We start from the raw sequence: 14,524 nt of genomic DNA, 5'->3' as shown, positions 1-14,524 counted from the left end.
CCGCCTCTCTATACTATGGATAAATGGAACAAAGGGGGAAACGCCATGAAAAAGATTACGTTTATCGGCGCAGGCAGCACCATTTTTGCGAAAAATGTACTCGGTGATTGCATGCACGTGCCGGCGCTGCAACAATTTGAATTTGCGCTTTATGACATTGACAAGGAGCGGCTTTCGGAATCACAGACATTGCTTACACACTTAAAAAATAATTTAAACTCAACGATCACAATAAAAGCCTATGACAACCGCAAAGAAGCGCTACGCGGCGCCTCCTATGTCATTAACGCCATTCAAGTTGGCGGCTATAAACCAAGCACAGTCATTGACTTTGAAATCCCTAAAAAGTATGGCCTGCGCCAAACAATCGGCGACACCATCGGAATTGGCGGCTTGTTCCGGTCATTGCGTACCATTCCAGTTTTGCTTGATATTGCCCAAGACATTGAAGAAGTGGCGCCAAACGCTTGGTTTTTAAACTATACGAACCCAATGGCTGTCTTAACTGGCACGCTTTCACGCTACACAAACGTGCAAAATGTTGGCCTTTGCCATAGCGTTCAAGTGTGTACACGTGACTTATTTAAACATCTTGAGATGGACCATACAGGGATTGAGGAAAAAATTGCTGGCATTAACCATGTCGCTTGGCTCCTTGAAGTGAAAAAAGACGGCCAAGACTTATATCCTGAAATCAAACGGCGCGCCAAAGAGAAAAATAAAGAAAAACACCACGATATGGTACGATTTGAGCTAATGGAACGGTTTGGCTACTATGTAACCGAGTCTTCCGAGCACAATGCTGAATACCATCCGTATTTCATTAAATCAACCTATCCCGAGCTGATCGACGACCTCAATATTCCTTTGGATGAATACCCACGGCGCTGCGTCAGCCAAATTGAACGATGGGAGCAAATGAAGCAAGATCTTGTCGACAATGCTCAAATTACCCATGAACGTTCGATCGAATATGGATCTCGAATCATCGAAGCGATGGAGACAGGTGAAACATTTATGTTCGGTGGAAATGTTCTCAATATAGGTGGCTTAATCGCCAATCTTCCTGATAAAGCGTGTGTAGAAGTACCATGCGTTGCCAATCGTTCTGGCATTACGCCTACCTATGTTGGCGAGCTTCCAGAGCAACTGGCTGCTCTAAACAGGACGAACATTAATACACAGTTATTAACGATTGAAGCGGCAATAACAAAAAAACGGGAACATATTTACCATGCTGCTATGCTCGACCCCCATACGTCTTCCGAACTGTCCCTCGATGACATTGTTAGCTTATGTGACGATTTAATCGAAGCACATGGCAATTATTTGCCTGAATACCGATAAGGCAAAAGACGCGATTTGCAACATGCAAAATCGCGTCTTTTATTTCCTTTTCCTGCGCAAGCGAATATACCATAGTAGGATCGCTATCACAGCAATCGCTATTCCTACATAAACGACGTCTGAAAAGACACTCATCGCCTCAACAATATCATGCCAGTTCTCACCAACAGAAGCCCCTAAATGAACAAGAATGGTATTCCAAACAGCTGTGCCAAGTGTCGTTAAGCAAATAAATAGCCAAATGTTCATTCCTGACATGCCAGCTGGAATCGATATTAAACTACGGATAAGGGGAATCAGGCGACAGAACAACACCGTCCACGGACCATAGCGATCAAACCAACGATCAGCCTTCCGTACATCCTCTTTCGTCAATCGTAATACATGCCCGTACCGATCAATCAGCACTTCCATCCGCTTCACATCAAGCCATCTGCCAACGGCAAACAAAATGAGCGCTCCGCACAGCGAGCCGCCTGTGGCAGCAAGGACGACCCCTGTTTTACTAAGTTCCGTTTGCTGCGTCATAAACCCGCCAAATGTCAAAATCACTTCTGACGGAATCGGCGGAAACACATTTTCCAATGCAATCAACGCGAAAATTCCCAAATAACCGAATTGTTCCATTAGTTGAAGCAGCCACTCTTCCACTTCATCTCCTCCATCTCGTTCCTTCCTAAAAAAGTATAGCATGCCCTTTTCTGATTCTTTGTAAAAAATTGTGGTACAGATTTCCCAATCGAAAACGAATTGCATTAGGAACGTATGTTCGTTATACTCGATTATACGAAAGCATGTTCGCCTTTTTTATTTTTTCTTTGATTTTTTCTGGATAGCTTTCTCTTTATACAAAAAAGACTGACAAGGAGGCACTCTCATGGAATCGTATGAAGAAGAACTTTGCCGGAACCCGATCATTTCTAGGTTTTTAGAAGATCCGGAAAACAAACGGCTTTACACCCAGGCAGTAAACGAACCAACATCTAAAAACAAGCAAATCCTTGACGAGGCTTTTAAACATTTTTTCGTCCGTGTTAAAGTGATCCATTATATTAGCCGCTTAATAGCTGGCTATTCTGTCGATTTTGACAAGCGTATCCGTAAAAACGAACAACAGCTGCTTTCCTTAGATGCCCTCTTCCACAATGGACAAACGACATTGCTTGATATGTTGGCAGCTGGCGATGTCATTAAAGATGCAGAACTCGTTCAAGAAGAGGACGGGCACTATGAGGAGCTATTTGAAAACGAGGTGCTGCAACAGGCCTTCCAGGAACTAAAACCTTTGCAACGTGAAGTGCTCGTTTACTCGTTCTTTTATGGATACCGGAATAAAGACATTGCCAAGCGGCTTGCTATATCGGAACAGCGTGTTTCTTACAACAAAAAACGAGGCCTCGAACTGCTGAAACAAAAAGTTGCAGGGCAAACGAAAAAACAAGGAGGCATGCCCTAATGGCGAAAGAATACCAGGACTATGAAACAATTTTGGCAGCCTTTGATTTAAAAATAAAAAAAAGCCTCTATTCAACAGACCCGGCTAACCGCGAAGATTTAGAACAGGAAATCAAGCTCAAAATCTTTGAAAAAATGCCTGTGATCGAAAATATGAACGCCCCTGGCTTTTACGAATTCGTCCATGGCGCTAATATGGCAGCGGAAACAAAGGCGCTGTATGCACTAAAAAAAGACGGGCGCCGCTAGCGCCCGTCTCAGACTGTAGACAAACTCTACTCTTTTACCGAACCAAGCACAATCCCTTTGACAAAGTACTTTTGCAAAAATGGATATACAATGATAATCGGCAGTGCGCCAATGAAAATTTGAGCAGAACGGACTGTCCTCTCAGACAATGCTTTCACTTCATCAGGATTGACATTGAGCTGTGAAAAATCATTTTGAACAATAATTGTTTGCAAAAATGTCGATAACGGATACTTGGTGGAGTCAGTCAAATAAATGAGCCCGTCAAACCATGAATTCCATTGGCCTACCATGGTAAACAGGCCAACTGTCGCCAATGCTGGCAAAGAGATAGGCAAATAAATTTTAAATAATATTTGGAAGTGGCCCGCCCCATCAATAAAAGCGGCCTCTTCCAGTGACTTTGGCACGCCTGTTCGGAAAAAATTTAACAACAAAATCAGATTAAATACATTTACAGCTCCAGGTAAGACAAGGGCCCAAATCGTATTGATCAAGCCAAGATTTTGGACGAGGATATACGTGGGAATGAGGCCGCCATTAAAAAGCATGACAAACACAAGTGCATACATGTACATTTTTCTGCCTTTAAATTCCCGGTCTTCTTTTGAAAGTGCATAAGCGGCAAGTGTAATCGTGACGAGGCTGATTATGGTGCCAAGGACTGTCCGAAAGACGCCATTCCATAACGCACGCAAAAAGTTTTGGTTGCCAAACGTCTGCTCCCAAGCAGACACCGTAAAGTCGACTGGCCAAAAACGGACAAGATTGGCATTGGCGGGAGCGGGCGCACTAAAGGAGACGGCGAGTATATGGATAAGCGGCATGATGCAAATGGCGCTAAGCACCAGTAAAAAGACAATATTAAACACAGAAAAAATTCGGTATGTCCGGCTGCGGTAATGCATGCCACCCCTCCTAAAAAATCCGGTAGTTTGCGTATTTGTAGGCAAGGCGATACCCAATTACAATCAAGATGAACGCAATGACTGATTTAAACAAGCCAACGGCAGTTGCATAGCTAAAATTACCGCCAATTAACCCTTGCCGATACACATACGTATCAATAATATCGCCTTTGTCATATACCAGCGGATTATATAAGTTAAAGATTTGGTCAAACCCTGCATTTAAAATATTACCGAGCGCCAAAGTCGCTACTACAATTGTAATAGGCAAAAGCGCAGGCAACGTAATATAAAGCACTTGCTGAAAACGATTGGCACCGTCAACCACTGCTGCTTCATACAGACTCGGGTTAACCCCTGCAAGGGCAGCTAAAAAGACGATCGCCGAAAAACCGAAGTCTTTCCAGACATCACTGGCAATGACGGTTACGCGAAACCAGTCGCCATCGCCTAAAAAGAAGATTGGATTAATGCCAATGCTAGCAAGGATTTGGTTCACTAAACCGCCATCGACCGACAACAAATCTAGCAAAATGCCGCCTAAAATCACCCATGAAAGAAAATGAGGCAAATACACGAGTGTTTGGATCGATCGTTTTAACGCCATAACCCTTACTTCATTTAACAGCAAGGCAAACATGATCGGAATCACCAGTTGAAAGACAATTTTAAAACTAGAAATAACAAGCGTATTCCAAATCACTTGCCTGCCTTCACTAAATGCAAAAATTCGCTGAAAATGTTCAAATCCAACCCATTCTGAGCCGGCAAAGCCAAACCAAGGTTTGTATTCTTGGAAAGCCATAATGATGCCGCCCAATGGGATGTAGTTAAAAACGATGGCTAATAAAATGGCAGGCATGACGAGGACATGCAACGGCCAATTCCGTTTCATGTCCCATGATTGTTTTTTCTTCAACAAAGTCGGCAGCGGTTGCCCTTCTGTCTGAGCTGACTTCACGCAATTCACTCCTTTACCTGCTTCTAAACTCTTGTGGGGTCATATGAAACTCTCTCTTGAATACTTTGATAAAATAAGATGCATCTTTGTAGCCAAGTTTTTTTGCGATTTGCGAAACTTTCATATTTGTCTCTGCAAGGAGCTCCACCGCACGATCCATGCGTAGACGATGGATGTAATCGCTAAACTTCTCGCCTGTCTCTTCTTTAAACCGCTTCGATAAGTAGGCCGCGTTTAAAAAGAGGTGATCTGCTACCTCCTGCAAGCTAGGCTGTTCAAAAAAATGCGCTTCTACATATTCATAAACGCGAACGGCCAGCTGTTCTTTTTTATGGCGAACTTCCTGAACCAATGGCGATGTCCCTGAAAGGAAGCTTTGGTAAATCTTAGGCCCTTCTTCCCAGAACAAAAATGGCAGCGAGGTAGTCAATGTGATAGGTGCCTGGCATTGTTTTCGTAATTGCGTTTTCAGCAACAATATTTGCGGTTTCACTGCGTTTAAAAGCGATTCATCCCCCTGCGTGCGGAGAGGATAAAGCAATATGGCATAGAGGTTTTTGTACAGATTGAATGTTGCTGTTGCCGTTATTTTCGTTAGATTGCTGGCCAGCACCGATTTCATTCCATCAACATCGTCCGTTGACGGCTCCTTATGAATATGAACGAATAACCATAGTGCTTTTATGTTTGTATCCGTTGGCAAGCCGTAGCTTTTTAGCTCTTGTTTGGTTTCAAAAGTGCTCTTTTTACTGGACAGCCACGGTGCTATGACCTGTTCAAAATAATCGCCAATGTTGTTGCGAATCGCTTCCATTGAACGCTTTTGCAACTGCAACTTCTCCAATTCGCTTTTCCGTATCGACAAAGCGCGACCAACCGCTTGCATTAGTTCCTCGTCGCTGACTGGCTTTAGTAAATAATCAACTGCTTGGGCTTGAATAGCTGCTTGCGCATAGGCAAATTCTGCGTAACCAGATAGCAATAAACATTTTGGTGCATGTGGACTCTTTTCCACTTCTGCGAGCAAATCAATGCCTGACTTCCCTGGCATTCTAATATCGGTCACAACAACATCTACATTTCCTTTTTCCAAAGAGGCTAGCGCTTCACTTGCTGAACATGCGCAATGTACACGGTTGATGCCAAGCGTTTCCCATGGCAAAGCCGATAAACCAAGCACCGTTGCTTCCTCATCATCAACAAGTAGCAATTCGAACGATTTCCCTGTATCATCCATTCAGACGACCTCCTGTTCGAATAAAATTTCGACTTTTAAACCGCCGAGCTCTGATTCCGATAGCACGAGGCCAGAGCGGCCAGCAAATGTCTGTCTTAAACGTTGATGGACGTTGCGCATGCCGTAACTTTCAGAAAGTACGTCCTCTTCAAGCATTCGTTGTAATTGATTGATTTTGCCTACGCCAAGTTTCGGGCCATTGTTTTCTACTGTCAGGCGGCAGATATTATCCCCGCTTATTTCACCGGTAATTTGGATGTATCCATCGCCTTCGATGTTTTCAATTGCATGGACAATCGCATTTTCAACAATCGGTTGTATTATGAGCCGGGGAATCGTAATCGTCTTCATTTCATCCGGAACTGCAATGTCATAGTGCAAACGCCTTTTTCGCAGCGCATGGATCGCTAAAAAATTTTCAACAAGGTTAATTTCTTCTGCTATCGTTGTTTTTTCTTCCTCCACTTTTACACGATAGCGGAAATAATCACCTAAATGCAGGGCCATTGCTTCCACAGCATTGGTGTTATTCACTTTTGCCATATTTTTAATGTAAAACAGGCAATTGTATAAAAAATGAGGATCAATTTGTGCTTGCAACAGCTTCAACGATGCCTCTTGAGAGCGGATCTTTTCAGCAAGCACCTGTTCAATCAATGTTTGTATTTGTTCAGCCATTTCATTAAATCCATTCATTGCAATGGCGAACTCTTTTTGCTTAGGCACTTTCATCCGCACGCTATAGTCGGCTCCTTTAAACGCCAAAATCCCATCTTTTAACCTGTCGATTGGCCGATGAATTTGCGTGTATAAAAGCCATGCAGCAGCAACGCCAAAAAGCAAGAGCATCGCTACAGTCACATAAAACCACAGGCGCGTCGTTTTAATCGGCTCTAATACCTTTTCCATAGGGACAACGTCAATTAATGCCCAGCCGAGTGAAGGAGATTGTACGTAGGTGACAACGTATTCATTGTCATCTTCTTCATACGTGAACATCCCCTCCCTTTGATTGTCGCCATGTTGGTTAAATTTTTCAATCACGGCCTCGTGATTGCCGGCCGAAACAATCGCATGATGGTCTTTGTTGTAAAACAAAGCGGTTTCTTCCCCAGAAGACTCTAGTGAGAGCAAATGGGCTCGTATGCTTTCCGCATAAAGCCTTGCCTCAATGACAACATTGTTGCCGACAGGTTTCCCTTGGCTTGGGTACTGAAAATGTTGGATAAAATACGGTTTAGCGTGGTCATTATGTGGTCCAGCATCCACATACGTCCACGAAGGTGATAGCGCCCGAGGCTGTTCTGGCACTTGCGGCATTGTCGAAATCGTACGTTCGCCATCAGGCAAATAGACACTTACATCGACAAGCATGTTGCTAAGTTGCTGATAAAGAAGGAGTTTTTGCTGGACTGCATCTTTATTCACAACCGCCTCATAGGGGCTCATCAGTTCGATATTACGAAGCTTGTCTACATCTGAATCAATGCTAAGCGCGATCAAAAACTGCGAAAGCTGCCAGATGTCTGCCTCCAACCTGTTCATTGTCACTTCAAGGCGGCTTAAATTACGGGAGTGCACTTCCTCACGGACAACTTGTTCGCTAACATAATAAAAGTACGTATAAAGGGCCATAACCAGTAACAGCAATAAAACGATACTAGCGACCATTTTTTGAAACAAAGATAATTGCTTCATTTTATTGGCTCTCCTCCTTCGCTTTTAGGATACAACCTATTCAGCTTGCAGAGGAGAGCTGTTTTTTTACTCTTTGTTTTCTTGAACCGATTTAAACCATTCATTCACTTCCGCTGTCATATCATCGCCACCTGAAGCTTTCCATTGGTCAACAAGAGACTCAAAATCATCAATTGGTTTTTCTCCATAAATCATTTTGCTAAAATTCTCCTTTAGCAAACTATCAAGCGTATCGCCTTTTTGGAGCATGGTGTCAGTCGGGGCTCCCGTAAACATGCTTGGAATTTGAGCATCCTCCCCATCTACGACAATCCGTGCTCCCTCCCAGGCTAGTTCTGGGTATTGTAAGTACATTTTCTTTTGGAACGGCGTTTCTGGCTCCTGTCCTCGGGCAAAATCAGCAAGTGTTTTAATATAAAGCGATGGCATCCGCGCTCCGTCAAATGTAAGCGTATATTTTACAGGATCAATGCGGCCGCCAGGAATGTCGTCATCGCTGTACTTCACTTCCCCATCTTCAATGACGTAGTCGTAGCCTTCTGCAAATCCATATTCAAATTCGCTACCTTCAGTTGGGTTGGCAAAATGATCAAACAAATAATTTTGGTAAACAAAGAATGCTTGGATTTCTTCTTCTGTCGCGTTCGCATTGATCATCACTGCCCCATTGTGAGATGAAATTCCAGTAGAACGCCCTTTTTGCCCGTCTGGACCACTTGGAATGTCGTAAGCCTGGTACTCAGCGCCCTCTACATTTTGCTTTAGCTCGCTTAAAGGCCAGTCAGGCATCCAATGAGGACCAGCAATGATGCCGGCTCGCCCAGATGTGAACAGTTCCGCCGCTTTGCCCTCGTCCCAAAGGCCTGACTCTGGATGGATATAGCCTTTCTCCATCCACCGCCTCATCGTTTCCAGTCCTTCTTTTATTTCTGGTTGAACCGAGCCATGTTCTAAAGTGCCATCGTCAGCTAAATTCCACTGGTCAGGCATGCCGCCATAGGCGCCAAACACCCAATCAACTTCAGACATCCATGTGTTTAAAGCATTGGCAAACCCAACAGCTAGCCCATACGTTTTCTCGCCAGTGCCAGTCGGATCTTCATTGACAAAAGCATCCATAATTTCTTCGATATCATCCATCGTTTCCGGAGGTTCGAGCCCAAGGGCGTCCATCCAGTCTTGGCGGATAAACAAGACCGAATCGCCATTCATCTCGTAATCCAAAATAGGGATAGCCATCCGCCCTTCCTCACGGATATAGGGATCCCAAGCGTGTGGATCAGCGGCCATTGCTTCTTTCCATGTGTCTGAGGCATACTTGTCAAACAGTTCACCGACTTCCATCACACGGCCAGAATCAATGAGATCTTGTGTAATATCGCTGCGCAATGCTAAAATCGACGGCAATTCTTCATTAGCTGACATGCTTAGCTGTAGCTTTGTGTCAAAGGTTTCCCCTGGCCCACTCGTTGTCCATAAATAATTCAAGTCAATATTAAATTGTTCTTTGACCCAATCTGTGTGGACATTGTCTTCTATCGTTTCCCCGTCGCGAAAGAAAATATCGCCCGACACATGCTTGATGACATTAAGCGTCACCGGCTCTTCAAACGTTTGTGGCAACTCATTTGCAGATGCGACTGGTTCGACTGAGCTTTCCTTTTGGTTTGACTCTTCGCTACACCCAGCAAGCACCAGCGTGAGCATGCCAAAACATAAATAGGTGATTTTCGTCTTCATGCTTGCTCCCCCCTCATTAATGAAAACCCTTTCATAAATGAGTGTACGCGCTTTTCTCGTTCGGATAAATAGGAGTTTTTTAAGCTTTACGGTATTTCTTTGTGAATGATCGGGCTCCCTTGAGTAAACAGAAAAAAGCCCTTAAGAGGGCTTTCAGACTGATAGAAAAATCACCACTGCCACAATAAGAAACTGAACGGCGCCGACAATTTCCAGAATGCCCACTTTCATTGGTTTCATGGTTGTACCGGAAAACTTTAGGGCGCGCAGCAGTGGAAATAAATACGCCAGGCTCAGCCATGGATTGCCGAACAACAGTGGCACCACTAAAATGACAACATGATAGATCTTCGAGTAGTATGTATATGGCCTGTTCTTCCGCTCACGAAATACGGATTTCACGAAAAACACCGTCCCGGTAAAATAGAGGAAATTAAACAGAACCACAGCCGTAAGCCCGTTATCGAACCTGCCTCCACCTAGAAAATAAGCGGCTGCACCTCCAGTGCAGAATAGCAGAATCGCACAAATATCATTGAATAGCGCGCGCTCCGCTTTTCGGCGAACGTGCCAGATATGGACCATCATGAATGCAAGCAGTACAGGCGCGATTCCTAGCAACAAAGGTTCCAGCAGCACGACTGGAATGAGAAACGCAGCAGCGCTGGCAGCATAGCCGAACCCCCATTTTAACCAGCTTCTTTTCTTGCTCCCCCTCCTTAACGCTTGCAACAATGGATAGGAAGCTAAATACAGCAACAGCCAGGCAAGGAAGAGCGGCAGATGGAGCAACACGGGCTGTGCGGCCATCATGCCGATGATATAGGGCACGCTGATCATCGCCCAGCCGCCATGCTCTCGTGGAAGGACCACTTTTGTTTTTTTCATCTCTTCGCCCCCCTTTTTCAGCCGAGTGGAGCGTGCTTGTCGCCCCTAGCTTGCTCATTTGACTCAGGCGTGCTTCCTTGGGGGGTGATCTGTAATATCGCTGAAGGTGCCGACATAATGAACGATGTCCCCGGTTTCGTCCTTTACAGCATTGATGGTTAACAGTTCGAGATACTCTTCCCCATTCTTTCTGCGGTTCCAAATTTCACCCTGCCAGCTGCCCTTCTCCATAATTTCCGTCCACATGATCTGATAAAATGCCGATGATTGCCGCCCTGATTTAAGCAAGTTTGGATTCCTGCCCAATACTTCCTCTTCTTCGTAACCCGTCAATCTCGTAAAGGCGGGATTCACAGCATGTATGCGCTTTTTAGCATCAGTCACCAAAATGCCTTGACCAGTCGAGTTGAACACTTGGGAAGCAACAGTCAATTTGTCCTGATAATACATCCATACGACTAGCACAAAGCTGGCGAGCGCAACCTGCGATAAAGCCATGAATCCAATCGAGTATTGACCTGTCACTGAATGGATGAACGAGAGCATCAACGGCGGGAAAAATCCACCCAAACCGCCCATCATCGATACGATTCCATTGACAATGCCTGCTTGTTTATTAAAATAAAACGGCACCAACTTAAAAATAATGCCGTTGCCAAGACCTGCACAAACGGCTATCGTCAGACATCCAACCGTATACAAAGCGAGTGATGGGGAAAACGCCAGCACCACCGCCGCCAATGTCATACCGATAAATACCCCCATTAGCAAAAACAAAGGCTTGAATTTATCGGCAAGCCACCCTCCAACGGGACGGAGAAACGTTGCAATCAAGATAAAGCCTGCGGTCCGCAGCCCTGCATCCACTTTCGGCAGCTCGAAGTGACTGACCAAAAAATTCGGCAAATAGACAGTGAAGGCCACAAAAGAGCCAAACGTAATGAAATAAAAGAGTGAGAAATACCATAATTTGTCGTTTTTATATACACCCTTGACCTGTTCCATAATCGGGGTTTTGACTTTCGTTTCTTTGCGGTCGCCGAAGACGGCGTTTAGGGCAACAAATACCAGCAGCAAAATTAAGTATAGTTGGACGGTAGCTGACCAGCCGATCTGCGTAGCAATGACTGGCGCTGCAAATGTCGTGATCGCCGTCCCCAAATTGCCCATTCCATATATGCCGTTTACTAGACCTAGCTTTTCCTTCGGATGGTATTTAGGTAACGAAGTGACCCCCACCGAAAACACCGCTCCTCCGATACCAAGAAACAATCCCCCGACCACGAGATGGGTAAAACTTGTCGCGATGCTGATAAAGTAAACCGGAAACAATAGCAGAATAAAACTAGTGATAAACACCATTCGCGCGCCCACGACGTTGGCGTAATAGCCGAGAGGAATCCGTAGAACCGATCCAAGAACAACAGGGATTGCGGTTAAGATAGCAACCCGATCGGCGGGAATTGCAATATCTTCCTGTATAAAGGGCAACAGCGCCGAGATGATTACCCACACCATAAACCCTAGTACTAGATTCATCGTTTGCAGCGGTAGCTGCAGCTTATTGATCATTCTCATCACCTTTTCTGTGCATAATGAATGGCTCTTGCGCTTGATCCCCGTCTCTTATTTTAAGTGAATTTATTCACAAACATAATAGGGAAGTTCCCTGATTCTTACCAAGGAACTTCCCTATGATCTTATCAACAGACTCCCTAAAGCCCTTTAAAAAGAAGTAGATAAACGAAGATTCTGCTAATCCCTAACATAATAAATGGCCGTGTAGCACACGGCTCTAAAAATCTAGCAGTTTTTTCTTCAACGCATATTCAACCAACTCCGGCCGGCTCTTCAGGTTAAGCTTCTCCATGATTTTAGCCTTATGCGCCTCGACGGTCTTGACGGATACATACAGCTTCTCGGCAATCTCCTTGTTCCCAAAGCCTTTTGCAATCAACGGCAATATTTCAACCTCTCGCTGGGACAAGCCGTTGAACAGATCTTGCTCGGCCCTTTCGCTGTCTTTTTTTATGAATTCCCGGACCAAAGAAGTAGCCATTTGAGGATGAATATAAGTGCCACCAGAATGAACCGTTCGTATGGCCGATAGAAGTTCGTCATCAGGCGCGTTTTTGAGCACATACCCTGCTGCTCCATTCTTCAGGACATGAAACAAGTAATCCTCGTCATCATACATGGTCAAAATAATAATTTTCGTATCTGGAAACTCGCTGCTGATTTTGCCTGTGGCAATGAGCCCACTTTCCCCGGGGGGCATGCTTAAATCCATTAGCAGCACATCTGGACGATGCCTTGCCACCATTGCGTAGGCTTCCAGGCCATCGGCTGCGGTGGCTACCACCTCCATATCCGGCTGATAGTTCAAAATCATAGAAAACCCGCTTCGAACAACAGCATGATCGTCTGCAATGACAATTTTCATGCCTCCACCTCCCGTTTCTCCTTTATCTTCGGCAGCGGGATGCTTAGCTGAACAGTAGTCCCTTCGCCCACGGCGGAGTGGATCGTAAACTGACCGCCCACCAGCTCGGTCCGCTCACGCATTCCATACAAACCGAGTCCAGTTCCCTTTGCTTCGTTAATGACCATATCAAATCCCACGCCCTCATCTCTAACCACCAGTTGAAGCTGACCGTGCTCCTCGCACAGCCGCACGTAGACCTCATCAGTTTCTGCATACTTCAAGGCGTTAAGCACGGCCTCTTGACATACACGATAAACGACCGTCTCAATTTCGCTTCCATAGCGAGCTGCGGCAAGCTCTGCGGAAAACTTCACCAGCAGTCCGTAATTTTTCTCCATCCACTTAAAATGGGAGCGAAAGGCTGCTTCCAGCCCGAGATCATCTAGCGAAGAGGGGCGCAGCTCCACCGCTAAATGGCGGATGTCATCGAGCAGCCGTGTCAAAGATTGCTCGGTATGCTGGAGCTTCTTCAGCACATCTTCCCCGACATCCATATATTTGACAACACGCAGGTCGACGAGTGAGCTTAACAGTTCCTGGGCTACGCTGTCATGAAGCTCCCGAGAAATCCGCTTACGCTCGTCCTCCTGTGCTTTAATGACATATTTAAGCATATGATTGCGCTGTAGCATCTCCTGCGTTTTCTGCTGCTTCGTCAGATCCAGCAACATGAGCACCCGCACGCCAGCTTCCTCGTCAATCGTATGGTAGCTCGCGGCAAACGGAACGACAGCCCCATCCTTTGTCTTAAGAAACAATTGAAAGGAGGAAAACTCTCCTTGGGGATAATCGAGGTAGCAATTGGCACAAGAGATCAGTTCTTGTTCATCCGTGTAGCCTTTGCAAGTTTGACAGAACGATTCGTCAGTTCCGGCGCGAATTCGCCTAATGACTTGCGGGTCAATAATCTGCTCCGCCGCGGGATTCATATCAATCACGTTGCCTTCTTCATCGATGAAGATCATAGCCTCCATGCTATTCCGGTACAGCTTGTTCATCAATTCGCTCAAGTGTTCCCCGGTCATCGTTTTCAAGGCTGTGACACCTCCCTGATCTGAAAAGCTCCAAACGTCGAGCCTAAGCTTTCTTGGAAGCTCGCAAACGATGGTTGATTTAAAACATTCTCCTTGCGAAAGCCGACTAACAGCACGCCAACGACACGCGCCCCTTCCCATAGCGGCAACGCCCCGAGGCTTTTCAACTGTTCTGACACAATAATAGGATAATTGAACAAGTCCCTTGTGCCGATATCGCTGTTCACATTTTGGAGCAGTATTGCTTTTCCTGTTTTAAAAACGATCCCGGCAACGCCTTTGCCTGAATGGAGCACAATCCGCTTGTACCGGTCATTCATGTTCCCGGACACATACTGCCACGTTAATACAAACCGATCTTCGGCCGGCTGGACGAGAGCTAGAGATACAAAGTCAAACTTCCATCTCTTCCGGATGTCGTCAATCTCCTGTTGATAATTGATTGAAGGGAGATCCGCCATTGTCATAACTATAACTCCTCTGGCGTAGAAAAGAAGGCTGCTTTAGCCTTCTCTTAGCTAC

At 45.4% G+C, this 14,524-nt stretch carries 14 protein-coding genes; 3 read left to right on the top strand and 11 right to left on the bottom strand.

Annotated features, from left to right (window positions below):
- Nucleotides 1-45: 45 nt before the first annotated feature.
- Nucleotides 46-1,347, top strand: a complete 1,302-nt coding sequence (locus tag BUC05_RS18800) for an alpha-glucosidase/alpha-galactosidase (RefSeq protein ID WP_011245587.1) — start codon at nt 46-48, stop codon at nt 1,345-1,347.
- A 39-nt stretch (nt 1,348-1,386) separates the two neighbouring features.
- On the opposite strand, the gene BUC05_RS18795 is transcribed toward BUC05_RS18800, so the two are convergent.
- A complete protein-coding gene (locus BUC05_RS18795; RefSeq protein WP_011245586.1) occupies nt 1,387-1,998 on the bottom strand; it encodes a DedA family protein in 612 nt (203 codons plus the stop codon).
- Between the two features lie 226 nt (nt 1,999-2,224).
- Between BUC05_RS18795 and BUC05_RS18790 the strand changes: the two genes are divergently transcribed.
- Nucleotides 2,225-2,803 carry a sigma-70 family RNA polymerase sigma factor gene (locus BUC05_RS18790; RefSeq protein WP_011245585.1) on the top strand — a complete coding sequence of 193 codons (579 nt, stop codon included), beginning with the start codon at nt 2,225-2,227 and terminating at the stop codon, nt 2,801-2,803.
- Entirely contained in the window at nt 2,803-3,051 is a 249-nt protein-coding gene (locus tag BUC05_RS18785; RefSeq protein ID WP_011245584.1) for a hypothetical protein, read from the top strand. Before BUC05_RS18790 ends, BUC05_RS18785 begins: the two co-directional genes overlap by 1 nt.
- Before the next feature lie 26 nt (nt 3,052-3,077).
- Here the strand turns inward: BUC05_RS18785 and BUC05_RS18780 are convergent, their stop codons facing one another.
- From BUC05_RS18780 to BUC05_RS18735, 10 genes are all read right to left on the bottom strand, one after another.
- The gene (locus tag BUC05_RS18780; protein ID WP_035205038.1) at nt 3,078-3,959 is read right to left on the bottom strand and encodes a carbohydrate ABC transporter permease; all 882 of its coding nucleotides are present in this window, start codon (nt 3,957-3,959) and stop codon (nt 3,078-3,080) included.
- Nucleotides 3,960-3,969: 10 nt separating this feature from the next.
- Nucleotides 3,970-4,854: an ABC transporter permease gene (locus BUC05_RS18775; RefSeq protein WP_095236888.1), complete on the bottom strand. Its 885-nt coding sequence runs from the start codon at nt 4,852-4,854 to the stop codon at nt 3,970-3,972.
- Nucleotides 4,855-4,933: 79 nt separating this feature from the next.
- A complete protein-coding gene (locus BUC05_RS18770) occupies nt 4,934-6,157 on the bottom strand; it encodes a response regulator transcription factor (RefSeq protein WP_011245581.1) in 1,224 nt (407 codons plus the stop codon).
- Nucleotides 6,158-7,855: a sensor histidine kinase gene (locus BUC05_RS18765; RefSeq protein WP_011245580.1), complete on the bottom strand. Its 1,698-nt coding sequence runs from the start codon at nt 7,853-7,855 to the stop codon at nt 6,158-6,160.
- 66 nt (nt 7,856-7,921) lie between these two features.
- Nucleotides 7,922-9,595, bottom strand: coding sequence for an extracellular solute-binding protein (locus tag BUC05_RS18760; protein ID WP_011245579.1), 1,674 nt, complete (start codon nt 9,593-9,595; stop codon nt 7,922-7,924).
- A 153-nt stretch (nt 9,596-9,748) separates the two neighbouring features.
- On the bottom strand, nt 9,749-10,483 hold the full coding sequence (locus tag BUC05_RS18755; RefSeq protein WP_063608802.1) for a YwiC-like family protein: 735 nt from the start codon (nt 10,481-10,483) through the stop codon (nt 9,749-9,751).
- A gap of 63 nt (nt 10,484-10,546) precedes the next feature.
- On the bottom strand, nt 10,547-12,055 hold the full coding sequence (locus tag BUC05_RS18750) for a nitrate/nitrite transporter (protein WP_035205049.1): 1,509 nt from the start codon (nt 12,053-12,055) through the stop codon (nt 10,547-10,549).
- Nucleotides 12,056-12,278: 223 nt separating this feature from the next.
- On the bottom strand, nt 12,279-12,926 hold the full coding sequence (locus BUC05_RS18745) for a response regulator transcription factor (RefSeq protein ID WP_011245576.1): 648 nt from the start codon (nt 12,924-12,926) through the stop codon (nt 12,279-12,281).
- Nucleotides 12,923-14,002 carry a PAS domain-containing sensor histidine kinase gene (locus BUC05_RS18740; protein ID WP_082369102.1) on the bottom strand — a complete coding sequence of 360 codons (1,080 nt, stop codon included), beginning with the start codon at nt 14,000-14,002 and terminating at the stop codon, nt 12,923-12,925. Before BUC05_RS18740 ends, BUC05_RS18745 begins: the two co-directional genes overlap by 4 nt.
- Nucleotides 13,999-14,469 (bottom strand): GAF domain-containing protein, encoded by a 471-nt coding sequence (locus BUC05_RS18735; RefSeq protein WP_095236874.1) that lies wholly within the window; start codon nt 14,467-14,469, stop codon nt 13,999-14,001. The genes BUC05_RS18740 and BUC05_RS18735 overlap by 4 nt, the downstream gene beginning before the upstream one ends.
- Nucleotides 14,470-14,524: the final 55 nt, after the last annotated feature.

The organism is Shouchella rhizosphaerae, from assembly GCF_900142675.1.
GTDB classification, from domain to species: domain Bacteria; phylum Bacillota; class Bacilli; order Bacillales; family Bacillaceae_D; genus Shouchella; species Shouchella rhizosphaerae.
Note: the sequence above shows the minus strand (reverse complement) of the source record. Positions and strands in the feature narration are given on the sequence as shown.

What these genes read in the sequence shown, in the direction of transcription:
- BUC05_RS18800 (WP_011245587.1), top strand. Translation starts at nt 46, where the DNA reads ATGAAAAAGATTACGTTTATCGGCGCAGGCAGCACCATTTTTGCGAAA.
- BUC05_RS18790 (WP_011245585.1), top strand. Translation starts at nt 2,225, where the DNA reads ATGGAATCGTATGAAGAAGAACTTTGCCGGAACCCGATCATTTCTAGG.
- BUC05_RS18785 (WP_011245584.1), top strand. Translation starts at nt 2,803, where the DNA reads ATGGCGAAAGAATACCAGGACTATGAAACAATTTTGGCAGCCTTTGAT.
- BUC05_RS18780 (WP_035205038.1), bottom strand. Translation starts at nt 3,959, where the DNA reads ATGCATTACCGCAGCCGGACATACCGAATTTTTTCTGTGTTTAATATT.
- BUC05_RS18775 (WP_095236888.1), bottom strand. Translation starts at nt 4,854, where the DNA reads ATGAAACGGAATTGGCCGTTGCATGTCCTCGTCATGCCTGCCATTTTA.
- BUC05_RS18770 (WP_011245581.1), bottom strand. Translation starts at nt 6,157, where the DNA reads ATGGATGATACAGGGAAATCGTTCGAATTGCTACTTGTTGATGATGAG.
- BUC05_RS18765 (WP_011245580.1), bottom strand. Translation starts at nt 7,855, where the DNA reads ATGAAGCAATTATCTTTGTTTCAAAAAATGGTCGCTAGTATCGTTTTA.
- BUC05_RS18760 (WP_011245579.1), bottom strand. Translation starts at nt 9,595, where the DNA reads ATGAAGACGAAAATCACCTATTTATGTTTTGGCATGCTCACGCTGGTG.
- BUC05_RS18755 (WP_063608802.1), bottom strand. Translation starts at nt 10,483, where the DNA reads ATGAAAAAAACAAAAGTGGTCCTTCCACGAGAGCATGGCGGCTGGGCG.
- BUC05_RS18750 (WP_035205049.1), bottom strand. Translation starts at nt 12,055, where the DNA reads ATGATCAATAAGCTGCAGCTACCGCTGCAAACGATGAATCTAGTACTA.
- BUC05_RS18745 (WP_011245576.1), bottom strand. Translation starts at nt 12,926, where the DNA reads ATGAAAATTGTCATTGCAGACGATCATGCTGTTGTTCGAAGCGGGTTT.
- BUC05_RS18735 (WP_095236874.1), bottom strand. Translation starts at nt 14,469, where the DNA reads ATGACAATGGCGGATCTCCCTTCAATCAATTATCAACAGGAGATTGAC.